This is a genomic window from Zongyangia hominis (assembly GCF_014385095.1).
GTDB classification, from domain to species: domain Bacteria; phylum Bacillota; class Clostridia; order Oscillospirales; family Ruminococcaceae; genus Zongyangia; species Zongyangia hominis.
Genome location: NZ_JACRTC010000008.1, coordinates 38,584 through 59,833, shown reverse-complemented (window position 1 = coordinate 59,833; position 21,250 = coordinate 38,584). Strand labels below are relative to the sequence as shown.

Genomic DNA, 21,250 nt, shown 5'->3' with positions numbered 1-21,250 from the left:
GTCCCTTTTTTATTATCTGGTTTTGCTCTTAACAAGTTCCCGCTCCTCTTGCAAATCCGGGACGGCCCGCCGTTTCTGGCGCAGGTAGAAGGCGGCGGCCCCGATGCTTCCTAAGAGGGCGATGACGCCCAGAGCGTCATAAGCGCTGGACACCGAGAGGTGCTCGGCCAAAGAGCCGGTCAGCATGGGAAAGGCCGTCATGCCGATGGCGTACACCGCCTGGAAAAAGCCCATGGCGGTGGATTTCTGCTGGGGCGGGACCTCCAGCATGGCTTCCGAGATGATATAGGAAAGGAGCACGCCGGTGGAAAGCCCCGGCAGAATCTGAAGCAGGAAGATGACCGGAATGCTGCCCACATGGCCCACCAGCAGGCAGTAGGCGACTACCACCGCAAAGACGGCGGGAATCCAGACTTTGGGGCCATGGCGCTCACAGACCCGGGTGGACGCCAGCCACGCAAAGAAGACGGAGGAAAGCATATATAAAATGGAGGAAAAGCCGATCACCGAGGAGCTGGCGCCCAAATCTTTGAGGACCTGGGTGGTAAAGGACATGGTGGTGGCCATCTGGATGCCCTGTTGGATGAGGGCGAACAGGGCGAAAAGAATGAGGCGGCGGTTTGCGCAGATGCGCAGGAGTCCTCCCACCCGTGGGCGCTCCTGCATGATGGGGGCGGCGGCCGTCCCGTTCCCGCCGTTTTCTTTTAACAGCAGCGCGAGCCCCGCCCCCGCAAAGCCGGCCGCCGCGCTGAGGACGACGAGTACCGGCATACCGAATCGCCCGTAGAGGAGGGTCCCGCTCAGAAAGCCCAGCAGCACGCCTACATTATTAAAGAGGATGATGCGGCTGGTGGCGGACTGCTGTCCCTCCTTCTCAAAGAAGCTGGTGTAGAGCACCATAAAGGAAATCCACATGGAGGACGCGCAGCCGGAAAGCAGGTTGGCAACGAGAAATCCCATGCCGCTGGGGAAGAGAAAGCGCAGCGCCGAGGCGCCACCCGCCATCAGCGCGCCGATCAAAATAAAGCCTTTGTGCCGTCCCCGGTAGTCGGCCAGCACCCCGATGGGGAGGCGCAGCGTCATCTGGGTGACGCCGTAGGCCCCAATGATAATGCCGATCATGGCCGCCGACACCTGGATGCCGCCCAAGTAAGGCGTCTGGAAGGGCACGTAAATATATTGGGCAAACCAAAACAGTGCGACGATGGCCAGCAGCAGCCGCTGCTGGCGTTTGTTCTCTTTTTCCATTTCAATCCTCTCCTTTTTCCATACCGTTTCATTATAAACCTTTTCCTGGAGGACGCAACGGTTTTCTCCCCGTTTTTCCGCCCACCGCCTGTCCTCCCGCCCGGCGTCTTTCTGTGCGGTCCTTCCCTTTCCCCGTTGTCCTCTCCTAAGCGACCGACAGCTACAGGTCCCGACAGAGTGCCTTCCGGCTCCGACAGCCGCCCGGCGTCCTTCTGCGCGGTCCCTCCCTATCCCCGTTTCCCCCTCCTTAACGACCGGCAGTCACGGTCCCCATTTGGCGTTCACTTGCGCCACGGTGGACCTGGGCCGCCTCATGCCCCATCCGCCCGACCGCCCGCGTCTTTGGTCCCACTTGCCTGCGCGTCCGTTTTCTTCTATCCGCCCGGAGTCTCCCGCCGTTTTTTTATTCCGCAGGGCCGGTTCTTCCTTGACAGGGGCTGAGAAAACAGCTATATTGAGGGTAAGAACATGATGGGAGGTCTTTTGATTGAAACCGAACAAAAAAGCGGAGGATATGACCGTAGCGGAGCTTGCTTCCTACATCGACCAATCGGTATTAAAGCCTGAGTTCACCCAGGCGGACATCCGCAGATACATCCAGGAGGGCATTGATTACGGCTGCAAAACGGTCTGTGTGAATCCCGCCTCCCTCGACATCGCTTCCGAGCTCACCCGCGGAACTTCCACCACCATCTGTGTGGTCTGTGATTTTCCCTTTGGCCTGTCCACCACCGCAGCCAAAGTCCTTCAGGCGGAAGCCTACTGCAAACGGGGCGACGTGGCGGAGCTGGACATCGTCGCCAACTTCGGCTGGATTCGCAGCGGCCTTTGGGACGCGGTCCGGGAGGACATCAAGGCGGTCTGCGACGTCTGCCACCCCTATAACGTGATCGTCAAGGTCATTTTTGAAACCGACGCCCTGACCCTGGACGAAGTGGCCAAAGCCACCGACGTAGCCTGTGAGGCGGGAGCCGATTTTGTCAAGAGCTCCACCGGCTTCTATACCGGCGGCGAGCAGAAGGGCGCCACTGTCGAGGTGGTCAAGACCATGATGGAGGCCGCCAAGGGCCGTTGCAAGGTCAAGGGCTCGGGCTGCATCCGCACGCGGGAGCATTTCCTGGAGCTGATCGATATGGGCATCGACCGGATGGGTATCGGCTACCGCTCCACCCCCATCGTGCTGGGTCTGGACAAATAGCTGCGCGCCTCTCCTCCATTCTGGAAAAAGGAAGGCCCATGGGTAGGTAAGATAATAGGCACCAAAGGGACACTGTTTAAGACAGTGTCCCTTTTCATGTTTTCATCCCGGCCCTTGTTCATGTCCGTCACAGAACTCTTTATCAATCGACACAATATTACCGAAAAGACACTGTAATTACGGTTGTTCCCTTGCAATTTTATAAGAAATTCTGTAAAATATGGAGTAAGTAAGAATAAAATTGTTATATTGTAACAAAAAGTACAGGTTTTTCGGAGGTTGACATCCGTTTAAAATAAAAAACCGCCCCTTTCAAGCAGGTTGAAGCGTGACACTTTCCGCGAACAGAAAGTGTCCTTTTTATTTCTTACAACGGGGTCGTTTAGTATAGCGGCGCCCGTGATTTACATCTGCATATACATCTTACGGGTAGACCTCAACATGAGGGCCTACCCATTTTACATTTTGAGCGCTTTAATGATGGTTTCGCCGGTTTTCCCCGTGGAAGGGGCGGCAAACACAAACGGAGGATGGAAACATGGACAAGAAAAAGGACAAAACCACGGGACGGGCGAGTATGATCATCAGCATCATTCTTTGCGTGCTATTCGTCCCGGTGATCTTGATCAATACCGTCATGATTGTAAAAACCTACACCCAGCCCGCACACATTCCCGGCATATTCGGCATCAAGCCGGTCATCGTTCTATCCGGCTCTATGGCGCCGGAGTTTGATACAAACTCCCTCATCTTTGTCAAACAGACGGATACGGCGGCGCTCAAAGCCGGCGATATCATCTGTTACCTCTCTGACGGCGCCGCCATCACCCACCGCATCGAAGAGGTGGTAACCCAGGACGGGCAAACCCGTTATATCACCAAGGGAGACGCCAACAACACCTCCGACCGGCTGGCGGTCAGCCCCCAACAGGTGGAGGGCGTATATATCGGACATATCGCGGGGCTCGGAGGCTTTGCTATGTTCATGCAGTCCACCACCGGCATGATTCTCTTTATTGTTCTGCCCATCCTGCTCTATTTGGCTTGGGATATTTTCCGCAGAACCCAGGAGAGCAAAAGGGAAAAAGCCAGAACGGCCCAACTGGAAGTGGAACTTGCCAAGCTCCGTGAGAGCCAGGCGGAGGAGACGGATCTTTCCGTCAAGCGATGAGTCAGTATGTATTTGCGTGTAACCGGCGGGCACAGAACGCCGGGGCAGCGCTTACATAGAGCCGGGAAACCGGTGGATCCTTCGGCCGGAGACCCGGCAAAAAGCATGCGTACCGTGGAGAAGCCTGAGAACCGTGCTCCGCGGACGACGCACGGTTCTCAAAATGATCAAAACAGGGGGATACCAATTATGAAGAAAAGCATACTGGGACGTCTTGGTTTACTGGCGTTTGCTCTGTGCCTGGTGACGACCTGCCTGCTCAGCGGGACTTTGGCCAGATACACCACGGAGATCACCGGAACGGGTACAGCCAATGTTGCCAAATGGGCCATTGCGCTCAATCAAGGCGGTACCGCGCAGACAACCGATTACACCTTCAATCTCAAAGACACCAAAGAAACCAACGCCCTGGTCAATGACGGTACCATTGCCCCCGGCGACAAGGGCAAAATTGACATTGAGATCGACGGAACCGGTTCAGAGGTAGCGTATCAGTACTCCATCGCTCTGAACACCGACAATTTCACTGAAACTGCCGGCAATATCAAGTTCTATTCCGATGCGTCGTTTACAACGGCCTGGACTGATGTAGCCGATCAGACCGTTGCGCTCGCCAGCGTGGGAACGCCCGTGTCCAAGTCCATTTATTGGCGCTGGGAAGGCGGAGAAACCAATAACGCCAACGACACGACCGCCGGTAAGGCGGCAGCCGATTTAACCTTTACGATTACCCTTACCGCGGAGCAACAGCTTGCATAACCGCGGCTTTCTCCCCGCCCGACTGTGCCGGGCGGGGATTCCCGGGGGCTTTCAGCCCTCGGCAAAGGACACGGCGGCGTGTCTTTTGCCGAATGCTGAAGGAGATCCACCACCATCAGGCGAGGAGGCAGATTATGAGCCAAAACACCGTACCGGCTCCCCAGACAACTGAAAAAAAGAAGAATCGCAGGTGGCTTCTCCCCCTGCTTTTGGTGCTTTGTCTCGTACTCGTCACCACTACCTGTATCGTAGGCTATATTCTTAGGCAGCGGGCCGTCGATCCGGACGAGGGCCAGCATGTGGACACCATTGTGCTCAATCCCAACGGCAATCCCGCCGCGGCCCTGCCGGTGTCCTTTTCCGGCCGCGCGGTTTACACCGATGGGACGCCGTATGAAAACGGAACCATCCGCTTGCAAAGCGAGCCGCGGGAGGTCGTGACTGACAGCAAGGGCGCGTTTTTCTTTCACAATGTTCAGCCCGCCGAACACACCATCTCCGCCGTGGACGCCGACGGCAATGTCGTGGCCTCGGTTAAACTGACGGTGGCGTACGGCAAGACAAATAGTGCCAAACTCCTGGATGCGGACGGCGAAGGGTACAGCCTGACCTTGTCCACGCAGATCGCGCTTTTAGAGGTCGAGGTTGAAATCAACCAGCATAATGGAAAAATTCATATCAATCCCGACAAGATCACCACCGTGACGGGAAACGGTCATGTGACTACGCCCAAAGGCGCCGCCAATAGCGCCGACGGCGCAATCCTGACCCCCTTCGGAGCGACGGTGCTTCCCGGCGGCGCCATCGTCGTCCCGGATAACGGCGTCATTTTGTCCGACGGCACCTTTGTCTCCATGGACGGCAGCGCGGTCTTGCCTGACGGCACCTTTGTGTCCCCGGACGGCACCGTCACGACCCAAAACGGCACAATCGTCTCCCCCAGCAAAGAGACCGCCCCGCCCGACGGCATCACCATTTCCAAAGACGGCACCATCATCCTGCCCGACGGCACCTCCGTTGGGGCGGACAATACCGTGACCCTACCGGACGGCGCCGTAATCGCGGCGGACAATTCGACCCTCACCTTTACAGACGGCACAGTCGTCGACCTTGATAAAAGCGAGATTACCCTGCCGGACCACACCGTCATCCACCCCGACAACACCATCAGCCTGCCCGACGGCATGGTGATCGACAATGAGAACAATATGGTCATCACGCCCGACGGCGCCGTCGTGGACGCCGATGGCCTCACAACGCTGCCCGACGGCACCACCATCACCGCCGACGGCACCGTCAAAACTCCAGACGGCACTCCCCTTCGCCCCGGCGCCAACGGAACGGTCACCCTTCCCGATGGCACGACGGTAAAAGACGGCATCGTCACCTTGCCCGACGGCACAACGATTGACGGCGGCGAGATTACCACGTCCGACGGCACAGCCGTACGGCCGCCGGTGGAAGACGGAGGTTATTTGATCGGCGGCGACACCGCGCGTCCCATTAGCGGCGGTACGAATACTGTACCGGACCCCGTCACGCCGCCCGTCACGGGCACCACCCCGACGACAGGTTCCAGGCCGGCGCCAGCCACCACCCCGACCTCCGTCACTACGCCAACCACGGGCACAAGACCGTCCCCCGATTCCAAGCCGACGCCTGGTACCACCTCCACGTCGGGCACCACTTCCACGTCCGGCACCACCTCCACGTCGGGGACTACTTCCACTACCACCACTTCGACGCCGGACATCACAACGTCCTCGGACGAGCCCTTCCCCAGTGGAAACGCGCCGGTTGTCTCGGATGCGGACCATACCGCATGGACCCAGCTGACCACCATCAATCTTTTTGCCGCGAACGACAGCGCCGTCAAGGGTAAAATCTACCCGGGCGTCAGCGGGAGCTATCAGTTTAATATTAAAAATCCCAATGCCTTTGGCGTTGTGTTCGACATGACCATCGCGGAGACGGCCCACAGCGCGGGGCAGATTCCCTTTGTATACCGGTTAAAACTGACCGACGGCGGAGTCTATGTGGCGGGGAACGCGACGACATGGCTCACACCGGCACAACTCGAAGCTATAGCCGTGGAGCTTCCCGCCGACGGCAGCATCGGTTATACGCTGGAGTGGCGTTGGCCTTATCAAAGCGGCAACGACGCGCTGGATACTGCCATCGGCTCCCATTCCGACCGCAGCCACCATATCACCATCACCATCCATGCGGAGCAGAAGGTATGAAGAAGTTTCTTAAAATTCTACGGGGCCTTGTCATTGTCCTGCTGTGCCTCGTCTTACTGGTAAACCTTTGGCTGCTGGCCGCGCGCTTTCTTTTGCGGCAGGACCTACCCAAGCTTTTCGGATATTCCCAGGCCATCGTCGTTTCCGGTAGTATGGAGCCGACCTTCTCGGTGGGAGACATGGTGGTCTTTAAAAAGCGGGAACAATATGAGATGCAAGACGTGGTCATCTTCCGGCAGGGCGGCTCTTTTGTCACCCACCGCATCGTTGGTACCGCCGAGGGCGGCTTCATCACCCAGGGGGACGCCAACAATGCCAAGGATCAGGATATCCTGGACCCCAAGCAGATTGAAGGCGCCATGGTAGCCATCATTCCGTGGGTGGGCGGCGTTATCTCCTTCCTGCGCACCCCGCTTGGATTGTTGATCCTCATCCTGACCGGCTTTGCGCTGATCGAAGGCCCCCAAATAACCGCGAAACTGAAAAAAAACAAAAGGGAGGAAAAACGATGAAGGTGAAAATCCGTTGGCTTTTGTTTCTGGTTTTGATTGTAGCGCTCGCCTCCACCGTGACGCTCTCCCGCTATATGACCTCCGTGTCCGGAACCGGCACGGCGAGTATCTCCACTGTGGATATGAAAGCGACCTCCCTCAATTTTTCCTCGGGGGAATTAAAGCCGGGAGGAAGCAAAACTTTTTCTTTTGATGTCGTCAACTTTACCGGCACTAATGTCAGCGATGTAACGCAAGACTATACCGTCACCGTGACGACCAGCGGAAACCTGCCGCTGCATTTTGACCTTTCCGGCGCCGGAGCCGCCGGCGACGGCTATGCCTTGTTGAAGGACGCCGGCAGTTCCACCTGGTCTGGCGGCTTACTCCCCCATACGGCGGCGACCACCCATTCCTATACCCTGACGGTGACATGGCCGCAAGAAAACAACGCGGCGGCGCTTGCGGATGAAATCGACCTCATTACCGTGACGGTCCGGGCGGAGCAGGCCACGCCTGCTGGATAAAAATTCAATCGGAAGGACGGTGACCCATCGTGTCGAATATCAAATTTTTCTTCAGGAAACGAAAAAAAGGCAAGCGCGTCTCTGCCGTGGATATCCTGCTGATTGTCGTGCTGGTGGCCGCGCTGGGTGCGGGCACCTTCACCCTTTCCCGCTATGTTTTGGAAAGCAAACAAAATGCGATGGCGGTCGCCGCGGGGTTTTATTTTGACAGCAACTATCTCGCGCCCGCATCGGAAAAGGCGGCCTATGACATTTATGATTGGACCAACGGCTTTACCGTGGAACTATATAATCACGAACACGGGAACGCCTCCGCCGTGGATATCGGCTATTCCGTCACGGCCAGCGGGGGCAGCGCCAGCTCGGCAAACGGCACGCTCACCGCGGAAAACGGGACCGCCGTATTGACAATCAATCCCACCGGCGGGGCCGGGACCTCCGTCACCGTCAGCGTAACGACCACACCCTATAATAAACCGCTGACCGCTACCTTTCACCTCAAAGAGGCCGGGACCGCCAATTTTTATAAATACGAGGTCAAAGAGGGCTACGGTATTTTGACCATCAAGACAGGCGCGTACCCTGTCGCCAATCTGACCGTCAACCACGCCGGTTTTTTGCCGGACAATACGAATGACTTGATGAGCGCTTGGACTGGCGGCGACAGCCACACCTTAAATCTTGCCGCCAATGCCACCTACTCCCTCCTCTTTTTTGAAAGCACAAGTTCGGGCGAGACCACCGGAGAAATTCCGTTTACTGACAGCATAACAATTCCAACCAGATGTGATGCCGATCATCCCCCAAGGAGGTAACAACATGCACGCAATGCAAAAAAACAAAGGAATGAACAGGCTGTTGGCGCTCGTTTTAGTGCTGGCGCTGACACTGTCCAGCCTCGGTGCGGAATTTCTTGTTTCCTACGCCTCGTCCAGCACCGCCAAATACCAAGTGGGAGAAGATGTCACGGCCACTTTGTATGATAACGGCTTGCTGCGCCTGTCGGGCACAGGAAGCACCTATGACTATGCCGCCGTGGACGGTATGCGTGCGCCGTTCTATGGGCAGCGGGCTGATATCCTTTCCGTTGAAATTGATGCGGGAATCACCTCCATCGGCGCTTGTCTTTTCTACGAGTGCGAAAACCTCACAGGGGCGCTCACCCTTCCCTCCACTGTGGTTTCCCTCGGCGATTTCGCCTTTTCCGGCAGCTCTTTGGAGCGCGCTCCCAAGCTGCGCCATCTGAGCAATCGGTTTACCCAAGCGGAAATCGTCGTCGAAACGCAAGCCGCTTCCGACGTCGCGGCGGAGACTCCCATGGACATCCCATCCGAGCCCCCCGCCACCACCGAAGACGGGGACGGCAATTCCTTAGCGGAGAGCGCCTCCCAGCTGGAGCAAAGCGTCTCCCAGCCGGAGCAAAGCGTCTCCCAGCCCCAGCGCACCATCGAAACCGTCACCCAGCAGGAAATCGGAGAAGGCGTTTTCTTCCCCGGACAGGTAGGCGTTTTCGACTGTACAGAACAAAACAAGAGCTTTCGCATGGCGGCGGAAAATGCCGGCTATGGAAAAATCACGGGATATACGGACGCCGTCTTCACCGATGGATACGGCGTGGAAAAAGCCATTTCCGTACCCGTTACGGAGCGTGGCGTTTTCCTGCCGGATTTCGCGTCCACCGGGCTTTCCCGGCCCGATGAATCCCATGTGCAGTCCCGCTTCCTCGGCTGGGAGCTGGAAGACGGCACGGTCTGCGGGGCGCACACCTTCCTGGGTCAAAATGCATCCCGCTTTACGGCGGCATGGGAGAAACAGGTGCGCCGCTTGGAGAACCAGAAGATCAGCGCCACCGCCACCATGCCCGACGGCGCCAAACTGGCGGTTTTCATCGCGGGCACCCTGCCCGAAAACGCCGTAGCCTCTGCGGAGGTTGTTCCCGTTCAGACAGCACAGGATATCCTGGACGCACAGCTCGGCGCGGACAGCGGCAACACCGTGCTCTATGCGCTGGACATCGCCATCCTGGTGGACGGCGTCAAATATCAGCCCTCCCAGTACGGCGAAAGCGTCTCCGTCAGCGTTTCCGACATCCAGGTCGATGCTCCGGAGGAAATTTCCGTTTTCCATGTGGTGGAGGATGGGGCGACCGGTAGCGCCGTCGTCGAGTCCACCCCGGTTGCCAGCGTCAGCGAAGCGGGGGTGGAGTTTACCGCCGACAGCTTTTCGGTCTACATGATCACCGCCGCCGGAGGCCGGAACGTCTCCTTTGCCCAGTCACCCGGCTATGAAATTGAATACAGCGTGGATGGGATCAATTTCGTGAAGCTGAAGGAGGAAGCGGTGGACTGCTCCTCCTATACCACCATTTGGTTTAGAGCCACGGCAAACCCAGGCTTTACCCTGGGCGCCGCTTCTGCGGTGAACGCCACCTTGGCAAGTGAAACCGATCAATACAAGCTCAGCAGCATCAAGTCCGGCTGCACGGTGACCATCCCCGTTACCGGGGTTTCCATCACCTCCAACAACGCAGACGGCAAAGCCGCCATCGGCGCGGCACTCACCGCACAGACCGCCGGCCTATCCGGTAGCCAGACCTACCAGTGGATGCGCTGCGATGCGGCGGACGGCAGCTATACGAATATTGCGGGCGCGGTGAGCGCCAGCTACACCATCGCGCCGGAAGACGAGGGAAAGTATCTGTGCGTCGAAGTCGTCGACAACGGGACTGAATATACGTCCGCGCCGGTAGGCCCGGCGGGGAATCTCATCGTCTTCGATTTGGCCCAGGGCCCTGTGATCCTGGGCGCCAGCTACTCCGGCAAGAACACGGCCGGCGGGGCGGTCACCGGGACCCATGCCGACAGCAATCTTTATATCATCCGTCAGTCGGACAGCGGGACGGCCACCGCCAATACAGTCAGCTTTGAGGGCTCGGAGCTCCATTTCGACGTGACGCTGGACGGGGTCAATATTTCCAGCCCATCGAGTCTTTTGATCCCGGCGTATCTCGGCAATGTCAAGCACGTCACCCTGCGTCTGCGCGGCGAAAATCAAATTCACAGCCTCACCTACTATACTTTTGATGAGGATTTGCTTCCGGTCTATGATTCCAACAAACATGCGCCGTCGACGCTCAAAATCACCAGCGCCCAGGGTGACGGTGAGATGGACGGGATGCTGACGATCAACACCAACACCAATCGATATACCTGCATCGGCGGCACCGGCAACCAGTCCAGCGCCACGGGACTGATCATCGCGGGCGGAACCATCACGGCCAACCAGCAAAACTTCTCTGACGCGGCCATCGGCGGCGGCAGCAACGGCTATGCCGATATTGCAATCACCGGCGGCCGGGTCACCGCGACAATCAACGGAACTGCGGCCGCCATTGGCGGCGGCTCCGGCAGCCAGGTGGGCGGCGGCGCGACCGTCAAGATCAGCGGCGGCATTGTCACCGCCATCAACAACGGTAACGGCGTACCCATCGGCGGCGGCGGTATCGACGAATCCGGCTCCGGGAGCATCTCGATGGGAGGCGTCGATGTCGCCATCACCGGCGGCACCGTCACCGCCATCGGCCCGCGGGGCATCTCCGGCGGCGAGGACACGGCTGTGGGCACCTTCAGCGCCACCAGCTTCTCCATGACCGGCGGCAGTTGTAACGGCCTTGTGGCAGGGGAGACCGCATCCGGTTCTCTCAAACGCACGGTCATTACCTTGACGAAAAACGGCGCGCCTCTGGCAGACGCCGCAGTCGATGCGCTCACCCTCTCCGGCGGAAGCTACGGAACTAGCGACCTGTACACCGACCGCGCCGGAAAGCTCTATCTCTGGCTTCCCGACGCGGTCAGCGTCACGTCCATTCTCATCGCAGGTGAAACCTATGCCGGAAATGTTGCGTCCGGGACGGAGGGGGATTTCTCCTTCGGCGGCCCGGAGCTCGTCTTCGATTTGTCCAAGGGCAATGTGACCATCGGTCCGGAAGGCTATGCCGGCTATTCGGCAAGCTGGACGTCGGGCGGCCCGGATGTCACCGGCGTCCACAGCTCTCAAAACCGCTATATCATCCGGCAGACTGATTACGCTGCCACCCCCTGCGCCAATCAGGTCATTCTCTCCGGCAACGACCTTGTCTGCGACCTGACGCTGGACGGGGTCAACACCACGGTCCTGGGCAGTGTTTATATCCCGGCCTCCGTGGGCAATGTCAAGCACGTCACCCTGCGCCTGAGCGGTGAAAACCATCTGGGGAGCCTTACCTACTACACTTGTAATGAAGATGGGTACCCGACCTACAATCCCAGCAAACACGCGGCGTCGACGCTGAAAATCACCAGCGCCTTGGGCGACGGCGAGACCGACGGGACGCTGATGATCAACACCGAAGCGGACCGGTATGCCTGCATCGGGGCGGAGGGCACCCCATCCGGAATGACCGGCCTCACCATCGCGGGCGGAACAATCATCGCCAACCATATCAGCGCTGGCAGCGACTGCGCCATCGGCGCGGGCAGCAACGGCTATGGGGAGATTACCATCACCGGCGGTCATATCACGGCCACCAATAACGGAAACGCGGCGACCATCGGCGGCGGAGGCGGCTCCGTATCCTATGGCGGCGGCGCCAAGGTAATCATCACCGGCGGCACCATCCATGCGTCCAATCAGGGAAATGGCGTCGCCATCGGCGGCGGCACCACCGACGCTGTCAAGGGCAACACCGCCAACATCGAAATTAGCGGCGGCTATGTGACCGCCACCAGCGCGGCAGGCAACGCCATCGGCGGCGGCAACAGCGCGCAGGCGGCGGGCGGCGACGCCCAGGTCGTCGTTTCCGGCGGCACCATCTCCTGCGGCAATATCGGCGGGGGGCTCGGCGCCACAGGGTACCGGGACGCGGCCGTCACCATCACCGGCGGCAGTCTCGATTGCTCCACCTCCGCCGTGCCCACCAACGGCGCCGACCCCGTCTATCTGACCCGTGTCACCCTGTATAACACCGACACGGTGACGCCGAACCTGGCGGTCTCCTCCATCACCGCGCAAAACGCCGCCTATTACGGCACGCGCGACATGAAAACCGACAGCGCCGGGCGGCTTTACCTCTGGCTGCCGGCCGACGCGGAACTCACGGCGGCCGACGGCGGCGGAACCGCTTACACCGGAAGCGTGGCTGCCAAGGCTATCGGTATTCTCAAATACAACTGTTCCCGCAACTACTATTCCGTGCGCTTTCCCTACAGCGATCAGCTGACCTTCTATTCGGACAAAGAATGTTCCGAAGCTTTCTCGGGCCTTCTGACCGTCCAATCGGGCAGCTCGCTGGAATTCTGGGTGCAGGCGAAAAAGTATGACGCTTCCCAATATTACAGCGTCGCGGCTTACAAATCCGGAACCGGCCACGACATGGAAGCGATCACGCTCCAAAGTGATTCCAATGCTTCCACGGGGCTCTATCATTACATCTTTACCGTCAACTCGGATTCCGAATTGTGGTTTGTCACCAATAAGGCGGGGGAGCGTCCCGTCACCACCATGGATCTTTCCAGCGGCAACGCCATCATCGAGCTGGGCAGCGACCAGGGAACTTATCCCGGCGGCTTTAAGGTGACCGTTGGCGGCTATGTGGTGGATAATTTTGTGGGCGATTTCCTGCTCACCTCCTCTGGCCTCCCCACTTCCTATACCCTTACTGTCAAGTCCGGCAGTCCCAAGGTGCAAATCGACCAGCTTGTCGCCAGCACCGCCGGTACCGTTATTGACGTGGAGGGCGGTACGTTGAGCCTTACCACTTCCTCATTTAACGACTCCATCACCTCCACTGGCAGTTCCCCCATCGTTGTCCATGCCGGTGGGACGCTCAACTTGAACGCCAGTAATTCGGGGGAATCGCTGAGAATCATCTCCTCCGCCCCCGGTTGTCCCGCCATCGGCGGAGCGGGCGCTGTCAATATCGATAGGACCGGCGGCATCCTAATGCTGACCCCGGGCAGCGGCGCAAAGCAAATCATCGCCGGAAGCTTTACCTATACCACATCCGCTCTGTCGGGCGAAGCCCTTCCCTACTCCTTGGCGTTGGCGGAAGGCACACTGGCAGGGTACAGCAGCAATTACAGCGGAACCACCCAGCTTTATGCCCCCGACACCGCCCACACCTGCGCGGCGGGGACCACCTTTATTTCTTGCGGTGTGCGCTATGTGCTCTCAGCCGGTATGCCGACGCCGTCAAGCTCCGTTCTCAACGGCGCGCTGGACATTTCGCTGGACGGCAGTATCACCGATTGTACCGTATCGCGGGGCGGCACGGCATTGGTGAAGGATACCGACTACACCTTGCAGGACCATACCCTCACAATCACCGCCGGCGCCGCCCATGGCAACCTGCTTGTGACGACCACCAACGGTCAAATCGCCTATACCCAAGGCGATTATTCGGCCGCATATACGGGGGAGCCCCATGTCTTTCATACCATTGCCGTCACAGTACCGGCTACCGGCGCGACAATCCAGTACAGCACGGACAACGGCGCGACCTTCTCGCCGGATGCTCCCACCCTTACGGATGTCGGCGTCCAAACGGTTACCTGGAAAATTACAGCCGCCGGATATCCGGATGTCACGGGTTCCAACACTTTCGCAGTCACCAAGGGCGTCAACAGATGGATCATAGCGCTGACCTGTCCCAGCATCCAGCAGGGGCAGTCCCCCAACCCCAGTGCCGTTTCCAAGTGGGGAAACGACGCCGTCCAGTATACCTACTGTGATACAAAAGACGGCACCTACGGAAAAACCCAACCCACGGCTCCCGGCACTTACTATGTCAGGGCTACGGTTGCGGCGACGGACAATTATGATGAACTCATTTCCGAGCCGGTGCGTTTTTGCATTGAATCCACGGCAATTTACACCAAGCAGGGCCGGGTCCTTGAAAAGCTGAGCGGCTTGTCCGGCGCAACAATTTCCCCGACTCTTTCCTCTGTTCCGGCAAATGGGGCGTTCACCATCCTCTATAATTTCTCCTATATCCCCGACATTGCCAACCATCCGCTGACCATGGCGTTTTCCCGCTCTTTGCCCAAAGGCACCAAGCTGACCGTACTGGACGTCTGCGATAGCCATCACAATGTACCGCGCTATTTCTACTCCATCGTTGGGGCAGGAGGCCTCAACAGCATTGCTTCCACCTCCTTTTTGCAAATGGGAGCGGGCACGGCGGGAAGCTACGAGAACGATCAATCCTCTGTGGCCCAGGTGGTGCAATATCAGCTTTGCGTGGAGCTTCCCCCTGACGCTGCCGACACCTCACCGCTGACCATCACTCTGCAACAAGGAGGCGCCGACATCCCCAACTCCACTGTCAATATTTCCTTTGCCTCCCCCGCGTCATCTGACGGCGATGTAATAATCAACGGGGCCGCCGCCGGTGTGGAAACCCTCACCGTGCCGGTCACCGTATCCGCCACTGGTACAGGGAACAAAGTCCTGGCGTTTTCCCTGTTTGACAATAATGATACTGCAAAGGCCCTGGCAAACGGCGTCAATATCAAACTCGGCGACGCTTCCCCGCTCCTCATACGGGGGAATTTCGCTGTCTTCCAGCTGGGGACAGGGGATTTGAGCCATCAGAATTACACACTGACTATGACAGGTGTCGCGGCGGGCAGCTACAAGATCCAAGCCGATATCTGCATCGTTGCGGACAGCGAGGTCAACTACCCCATGCAGGGAAGCCGTGGGAGCGATACAACCGCCTCCGCACTTGTTGTTTCGGCGCCGCCGAGCTACACGTTTACCGTGACGCAGACCGGCGGTGAACGGCTGGTAAAAGCCGGCGATCCACTGACATTCTCCCTGGGTTATTATGCGGGCGGCAGTACTCCGGCGTTTGGCGCGCAGCTGTACGCAAAAACCGGCACCGGCACCAGCGATTATGCCAGTACCGCCACTCCATGGAAGACCGATCCCACCTTTTCTGTGAGCGGGTCCGCTTGCACCGCAGTTGTCACCATACCGGCAGGCGTCACCTCCGGGCAAACTTATCGCATTGTGTTTACCATGACCGCCGGCGGCGAAAGCATCCGCGTTCCCTATAATATTATCGTGGAATGATTGCTTAAAAACCGGCTGTTATAGTGGCGCAGCGCCCATCCAACCGGCGCCTTTCCAATATAAATAGCGCGTACCATCGTAAAGAACAAAAAAAGGGACGGAGAAACTCTAGTTTCTCCGTCCCTTTTTGATCTTCGTTTCAGAAAATGGCGCAAAACAAATGGGCCATGGACGATAGTCAAGCGAAACGCACCAGGGCGCGTCCCCGATGCGCTGGCAAAGACGCCTATTCCACATTGCGGTGGCGGGATTCCATCTCCTCAGGGGTGACGCCCATCTCGTGCTGCAACTGCATGGCCAGCATGTCGTAGAGCAAGAACAGGCTCTGCTCAAAGAGGTTGCCCATGAGCTGTTTGGACTTGACAAAGTCCCCCTTGGCCAAAAAGGCTTCCGCCGGGACCCGGGTGACCACGTCGGCATATTCGTAGAGATACCCCGATTGGGCGGCAGTCACCATGGCGATGGTGGCCCCGGCAGCCTTTGCCTTCTCCACTACCACATTGATAATCGTAATATCCGCCCGTCCGTTGGCGCAAAGCAGCAGGTCCCCCGATCCAATACCGGGGGTGGTGTCGTCCCAAATCCAGTAGCTGGTTTTACCCAGATGGGTCAAACGCATGGCAAAGGTCTTGGTAGACAGCCCCTCCCGGCCGGCGCCTACCAAAAAGACCCGCTTGGCCGCCTTGATGGCCTCCAAAAGCGGCCGTACATCCTCCTCCGTCATCCGGTCGAACACCTGTGTCAGCTCGTCGAGCGTCAGCTTTTTTAATCGATCAAACATGCCGTTTCCTCCTCCCAGATTGTCCTAACATTTTCTCCATTGTATGCCTTTGCCGCCCTCCTGTCAACGGCTGGGAGCCGTCTTTCCCCCTATGACCGAGGCGGATTTCAAAACCGGCGTTCCCCTGGTTTGGATGGTTGTCCCCCGCCAATGCGCCGCCCCATTGGTAGCTTTATCCCCCGTGCCCTCGCCCGTCCCGGTCATATATCGCGCTTCGGATCCCCCCCTAGTTTGCCGCCGGGCACAAAAACAGCCCTGAGAAGAATGCTCATGTACGGTAAGGAAGCAAGCAACCGAAAACAAGAGATAGACCGCCAGCACTACACTATTCCGAACCAAAGACCAAAAGATAAGCATTGTGGGAAAATCTAAACTTTTGGATTTTCCTACAATGCCAACTACGGCGGAATCCCTCCCACTCCTTATATCTTTCTGTATACATTGAATTTGTATTTAGTAAAATGCAGACAACACCACGGATCGGCTTTTGGTTGGACAATTCCAACCAAACACCACAGCAGACAGCAGAAAACATTCTGAACGCTAGGAAGCCGGTATGATTGTTACATATAAGGGGAAGAAAAATTTCTTTTAGGTACTTGCTTTCCTAAAACTGATGTGATACAATGATTTAATCCAGAAAAGGAGTAAAAAATATGCGGCAAGGTATTCTTAAATAAAACTATAATCAAATAGTGGGAACAAAGGATTATGATAGCTCCTTTTGTAGGGGCTTAGTTTTTTGTACCCAATTTAAGAATACTTTTGCCTTATCAATTTTGACATATCCCCAAAAACAGCAATCACAAACAGGTGTATGCTGTATATGTGTATGTCCGCAACTTATAATCCCCAGTGGTAAAAGTATTTTACTGCTGGGGATTTTTATGCCCTTTGGGGCTGTAAAGGGAGGACAATCACATGAAAATAATCAATATTGGAATTCTTGCCCATGTAGACGCTGGAAAGACGACCTTGACGGAGAGCCTGCTATATGCCAGCGGAGCCATTTCAGAACCGGGGAGCGTCGAAAAAGGGACAACGAGGACGGACACCATGTTTTTGGAGCGGCAGCGTGGGATTACCATTCAAGCGGCAGTCACTTCCTTCCAGTGGCACAGATGTAAAGTTAACATTGTGGATACGCCCGGCCACATGGATTTTTTGGCGGAGGTGTACCGCTCTTTGGCTGTTTTAGATGGGGCCATCTTGGTGATCTCCGCTAAAGATGGCGTGCAGGCCCAGACCCGTATTCTGTTCCATGCCCTGCGGAAAATGAACATTCCCACCGTTATCTTTATCAACAAGATCGACCAGGCTGGCGTTGATTTGCAGAGCGTGGTTCAGTCTGTTCGGGATAAGCTCTCCGCCGATATTATCATCAAGCAGACGGTGTCGCTGTCCCCGGAAATAGTCCTGGAGGAAAATACCGACATAGAAGCATGGGATGCGGTCATCGAAAATAACGATGAATTATTGGAAAAGTATATCGCAGGAGAACCAATCAGCCGGGAAAAACTTGCGCGGGAGGAACAGCAGCGGGTTCAAGACGCCTCCCTGTTCCCAGTCTATCATGGCAGCGCCAAAAATGGCCTTGGCATTCAACCGTTGATGGATGCGGTGACAGGGCTGTTCCAACCGATTGGGGAACAGGGGGGCGCCGCCCTATGCGGCAGCGTTTTCAAGGTTGAGTACACCGATTGCGGCCAGCGGCGTGTCTATCTACGGTTATACAGCGGAACGCTGCGCCTGCGGGATACGGTGGCCCTGGCCGGGAGAGAAAAGCTGAAAATCACAGAGATGCGTATTCCATCCAAAGGGGAAATTGTTCGGACAGACACCGCTTATCAGGGTGAAATTGTTATCCTTCCCAGCGACAGCGTGAGGTTAAACGATGTATTAGGGGACCAAACCCGGCTCCCTCGTAAAAGGTGGCGCGAGGACCCCCTCCCCATGCTGCGGACGACGATTGCGCCGAAAACGGCAGCGCAAAGAGAACGGCTGCTGGACGCTCTTACGCAACTTGCGGATACTGACCCGCTTTTGCGTTGCGAAGTGGATTCCATCACCCATGAGATCATTCTTTCTTTTTTGGGCCGGGTGCAGTTGGAGGTTGTTTCCGCTTTGCTGTCGGAAAAATACAAGCTTGAAACAGTGGTAAAGGAACCCTCCGTCATTTATATGGAGCGGCCGCTCAAAGCAGCCAGCCACACCATCCATATCGAGGTGCCGCCCAACCCGTTTTGGGCATCCATAGGACTGTCTGTTACACCACTCTCGCTTGGCTCCGGTGTACAATACGAGAGCCGGGTTTCGCTGGGATACTTGAACCAGAGTTTTCAAAACGCTGTCAGGGATGGTATCCGTTACGGGCTGGAGCAGGGCTTGTTCGGCTGGAACGTAACGGACTGTAAGATTTGCTTTGAATACGGGCTTTATTACAGTCCGGTCAGCACGCCGGCGGACTTCCGCTCATTGGCCCCGATTGTATTGGAACAGGCATTGAAGGAATCGGGGACGCAGCTGCTGGAACCTTATCTCTCCTTCATCCTCTATGCGCCCCAGGAATACCTTTCCAGGGCTTATCATGATGCACCGAAATACTGTGCCACCATCGAAACGGCCCAGGTAAAAAAGGATGAAGTTGTCTTTACTGGCGAGATTCCCGCCCGCTGTATACAGGCATACCGTACTGATCTGGCCTTTTACACCAACGGGCGGAGCGTATGCCTTACAGAGCTGAAAGGATATCAGGCCGCTGTCGGTCAGCCGGTCATCCAGCCCCGCCGTCCAAACAGCCGCCTGGACAAGGTGCGCCATATGTTTCAGAAGGTAATGTAAAGATACATAATCGTCAAGACGGCAACAATCAGAAGTTATGGAGGGTAACAATGGAATATAGTAAGGAAGATTTAATGGAAGCAAAAAAGCAAATTTGGGGAGTGGGAGAGAACATGGGAACAGAGGAAAGTAAAAAAATCTGGGAGGAGAACGCACAATTTTGGGATAATGCAATGGGTGACGAATCTAATGAATTTCACAGAGAGGTAGTGCGTCCCAAAGTAACGGAACTTCTATCTCCTAATCCTGCGGATTACATTTTGGATATTGCGTGTGGCAATGGAAATTATTCTTCGTATCTTGCACAAAGAGGCGCTTCGGTTGTCGCTTTTGATTACAGCAAAAAAATGATAGAATTGGCTAAAAGACGGCAATCACAATATGCAAAACAAATTGAATTTTGTGTGGCGGATGCGACCGATAGAAAAAGTATATTAGAATTAAAAAGAAATCGAGCCTTTACGAAAGCAGTTTCTAATATGGCAATTATGGATATTACGGATATTGAACCACTTCTTATGGCTGTTTATGAACTGTTGCAGGAAAGCGGAATTTTTGTCTTTGCAACGCAACACCCTTGTTTTGTCACGTTGACTGAAAAATATATGACACCGCACAGTTACTATGATATAGCGATTGAAGGGCAACCGAAAGAGCAGATTTATTATCATCGTTCCATACAAGATATTTTTAACCTTTGTTTTAGAGCTGGATTTGTCATTGATGGATTTTATGAAGAATGTTTTAAAACCAACAAAGAAATTCCTATGGTAATGATAGTAAGGCTTAAGAAGGTAAAACGTGATAGCTTAAAATAAATTCAAGTTTGTCGGGTAAATAGCAAACCCAGCCGAGCCAGTCAACGGTCAAGATGAACGGCGCATATGCGCAGCCGTTGACAGCCCCGCCCGCCTTTGCTGGTAGGCAATCAAGGGGCGACAGCAAGAAGTGCCACCGCCCCGCACTATTATTCAGAAAGGGGAATTTCCATGACCGACCAGATAGCCTATCAAGAATATATCCAGCGCAGGTACAACGCCTTTTGCAAGACTGTTATCCGCTGTGCCGCCTTGGACAAGATTTTGAAGCTTAAACGGCAATGGGAACGGCAAGTTTCCCTTGACTATCTGATGAACGAGAAGTTTGTCCAGTTTGCCGCGTCGGAGCCGGACGAGGAATACCCATTTACCGTCTGCGGTCAGACCGTCCTGCTCTGCAACGCCGCCCTTGCCGACGCGATCTCTGTTTTGCCGGAGCAGACGCGGGAAGAAATCCTGCGCTATTACTTTCTGCGCCAGCCGCAGCGCGTGATCGGCGCGTGTATTGGCCGGTCACGCAGCACAGCGGGGCGGCATATCCAGCTTGCCTTGCAGCGGCTACGCGAAGAAATGGGGGTGAGCCGGTATGAGTAGACTTCTCCCCTATGAAACAATCCTCAAAGCCCGTGAGGGCGACCCAGAAGCCGTGAACGCTGTCCTGCTCCACTACGCCGGATATATCCGCTATTTCTCAAAAGTGAACGGGCAGGTCAACGCCGAGGTGGAGGACTATGTAAAGCAGCGGTTAATTGACTGTCAATTCAAGTTCCGGCTTGACGAACCACCGGACAAGTCATAAAAACTGAATACCAGCCGCCACCGACGCGGCCAGCGAAAGCAGTAAGTCTTGAAAAAGATTTACTGCTTTTTTTGTTGTCCGGCTCCGCTCCCGGCCATTTTGCCCCCTGCCGGTTGTAGTAGTAAGCGAGGAGGGAATTTTTCTGCCCTGGTGTTTGGCATTTGGAGCATTTACCCGTAGTAGAGGGCAAAGAGAAAGGATTTCTCCAACACCGGGTAGAAACCACTGCGTCCGGTGTCATTTTAGCGAAAGCGGGCAGGAA

14 protein-coding genes are annotated in these 21,250 nt (G+C 56.2%); 12 read left to right on the top strand and 2 right to left on the bottom strand.

Translation table 11 applies throughout. The features are described 5' to 3' along the window. Positions 1 to 12: 12 nt before the first annotated feature. Positions 13 to 1,248 carry an MFS transporter gene (locus H8709_RS10375; protein ID WP_262398302.1) on the bottom strand — a complete coding sequence of 412 codons (1,236 nt, stop codon included), beginning with the start codon at positions 1,246 to 1,248 and terminating at the stop codon, positions 13 to 15. 487 nt (positions 1,249 to 1,735) lie between these two features. On the opposite strand from H8709_RS10375, the gene deoC reads away from it, so the two are divergent. The 8 genes from deoC (at position 1,736) to H8709_RS10335 (ending at position 15,749) form a co-directional block, all read left to right on the top strand. Further along, complete coding sequence (deoC, locus tag H8709_RS10370) at positions 1,736 to 2,446, top strand: deoxyribose-phosphate aldolase (protein ID WP_262398301.1); 711 nt, start codon at positions 1,736 to 1,738, stop codon at positions 2,444 to 2,446. Between the two features lie 538 nt (positions 2,447 to 2,984). Beyond that, positions 2,985 to 3,617: a signal peptidase I gene (locus tag H8709_RS10365; protein WP_262398300.1), complete on the top strand. Its 633-nt coding sequence runs from the start codon at positions 2,985 to 2,987 to the stop codon at positions 3,615 to 3,617. 189 nt (positions 3,618 to 3,806) lie between these two features. Beyond that, the gene (locus H8709_RS10360; RefSeq protein ID WP_262398299.1) at positions 3,807 to 4,376 is read left to right on the top strand and encodes a hypothetical protein; all 570 of its coding nucleotides are present in this window, start codon (positions 3,807 to 3,809) and stop codon (positions 4,374 to 4,376) included. A gap of 92 nt (positions 4,377 to 4,468) precedes the next feature. Next, on the top strand, positions 4,469 to 6,619 hold the full coding sequence (locus tag H8709_RS10355) for a translocation/assembly module TamB (protein WP_262398298.1): 2,151 nt from the start codon (positions 4,469 to 4,471) through the stop codon (positions 6,617 to 6,619). Beyond that, on the top strand, positions 6,616 to 7,131 hold the full coding sequence (locus H8709_RS10350) for a signal peptidase I (RefSeq protein WP_262398297.1): 516 nt from the start codon (positions 6,616 to 6,618) through the stop codon (positions 7,129 to 7,131). Before H8709_RS10355 ends, H8709_RS10350 begins: the two co-directional genes overlap by 4 nt. Beyond that, positions 7,128 to 7,637: a hypothetical protein gene (locus H8709_RS10345; protein ID WP_262398296.1), complete on the top strand. Its 510-nt coding sequence runs from the start codon at positions 7,128 to 7,130 to the stop codon at positions 7,635 to 7,637. The genes H8709_RS10350 and H8709_RS10345 overlap by 4 nt, the downstream gene beginning before the upstream one ends. Positions 7,638 to 7,723: 86 nt before the next feature. Further along, positions 7,724 to 8,452: a hypothetical protein gene (locus H8709_RS10340; RefSeq protein WP_262398295.1), complete on the top strand. Its 729-nt coding sequence runs from the start codon at positions 7,724 to 7,726 to the stop codon at positions 8,450 to 8,452. Between the two features lie 31 nt (positions 8,453 to 8,483). Then, positions 8,484 to 15,749: a leucine-rich repeat protein gene (locus tag H8709_RS10335; protein WP_262398294.1), complete on the top strand. Its 7,266-nt coding sequence runs from the start codon at positions 8,484 to 8,486 to the stop codon at positions 15,747 to 15,749. A 226-nt stretch (positions 15,750 to 15,975) separates the two neighbouring features. Here H8709_RS10335 and H8709_RS10330 read toward each other — a convergent pair whose 3' ends face one another. After that, a complete protein-coding gene (locus H8709_RS10330) occupies positions 15,976 to 16,530 on the bottom strand; it encodes an SIS domain-containing protein (protein ID WP_262398293.1) in 555 nt (184 codons plus the stop codon). A 921-nt stretch (positions 16,531 to 17,451) separates the two neighbouring features. On the opposite strand from H8709_RS10330, the gene tet(W) reads away from it, so the two are divergent. From tet(W) to H8709_RS10310, 4 genes are all read left to right on the top strand, one after another. Continuing rightward, on the top strand, positions 17,452 to 19,371 hold the full coding sequence (tet(W), locus tag H8709_RS10325) for a tetracycline resistance ribosomal protection protein Tet(W) (protein ID WP_002586627.1): 1,920 nt from the start codon (positions 17,452 to 17,454) through the stop codon (positions 19,369 to 19,371). 50 nt (positions 19,372 to 19,421) lie between these two features. Further along, positions 19,422 to 20,189 carry a class I SAM-dependent methyltransferase gene (locus H8709_RS10320; RefSeq protein ID WP_002586626.1) on the top strand — a complete coding sequence of 256 codons (768 nt, stop codon included), beginning with the start codon at positions 19,422 to 19,424 and terminating at the stop codon, positions 20,187 to 20,189. Between the two features lie 171 nt (positions 20,190 to 20,360). After that, positions 20,361 to 20,783, top strand: a complete 423-nt coding sequence (locus H8709_RS10315) for a sigma-70 RNA polymerase sigma factor region 4 domain-containing protein (protein ID WP_002586616.1) — start codon at positions 20,361 to 20,363, stop codon at positions 20,781 to 20,783. Continuing rightward, positions 20,776 to 20,988 carry a helix-turn-helix domain-containing protein gene (locus tag H8709_RS10310; protein ID WP_002586615.1) on the top strand — a complete coding sequence of 71 codons (213 nt, stop codon included), beginning with the start codon at positions 20,776 to 20,778 and terminating at the stop codon, positions 20,986 to 20,988. Before H8709_RS10315 ends, H8709_RS10310 begins: the two co-directional genes overlap by 8 nt. Positions 20,989 to 21,250: the final 262 nt, after the last annotated feature.

Coding starts and splice junctions, on each gene's coding strand:
- H8709_RS10320 (WP_002586626.1), top strand. CDS start 19,422: ATGGAATATAGTAAGGAAGATTTAATGGAAGCAAAAAAGCAAATTTGG.
- H8709_RS10350 (WP_262398297.1), top strand. CDS start 6,616: ATGAAGAAGTTTCTTAAAATTCTACGGGGCCTTGTCATTGTCCTGCTG.
- H8709_RS10335 (WP_262398294.1), top strand. CDS start 8,484: ATGAACAGGCTGTTGGCGCTCGTTTTAGTGCTGGCGCTGACACTGTCC.
- H8709_RS10365 (WP_262398300.1), top strand. CDS start 2,985: ATGGACAAGAAAAAGGACAAAACCACGGGACGGGCGAGTATGATCATC.
- H8709_RS10330 (WP_262398293.1), bottom strand. CDS start 16,530: ATGTTTGATCGATTAAAAAAGCTGACGCTCGACGAGCTGACACAGGTG.
- H8709_RS10375 (WP_262398302.1), bottom strand. CDS start 1,248: ATGGAAAAAGAGAACAAACGCCAGCAGCGGCTGCTGCTGGCCATCGTC.
- H8709_RS10310 (WP_002586615.1), top strand. CDS start 20,776: ATGAGTAGACTTCTCCCCTATGAAACAATCCTCAAAGCCCGTGAGGGC.
- H8709_RS10360 (WP_262398299.1), top strand. CDS start 3,807: ATGAAGAAAAGCATACTGGGACGTCTTGGTTTACTGGCGTTTGCTCTG.
- H8709_RS10355 (WP_262398298.1), top strand. CDS start 4,469: ATGCTGAAGGAGATCCACCACCATCAGGCGAGGAGGCAGATTATGAGC.
- H8709_RS10345 (WP_262398296.1), top strand. CDS start 7,128: ATGAAGGTGAAAATCCGTTGGCTTTTGTTTCTGGTTTTGATTGTAGCG.
- H8709_RS10315 (WP_002586616.1), top strand. CDS start 20,361: ATGACCGACCAGATAGCCTATCAAGAATATATCCAGCGCAGGTACAAC.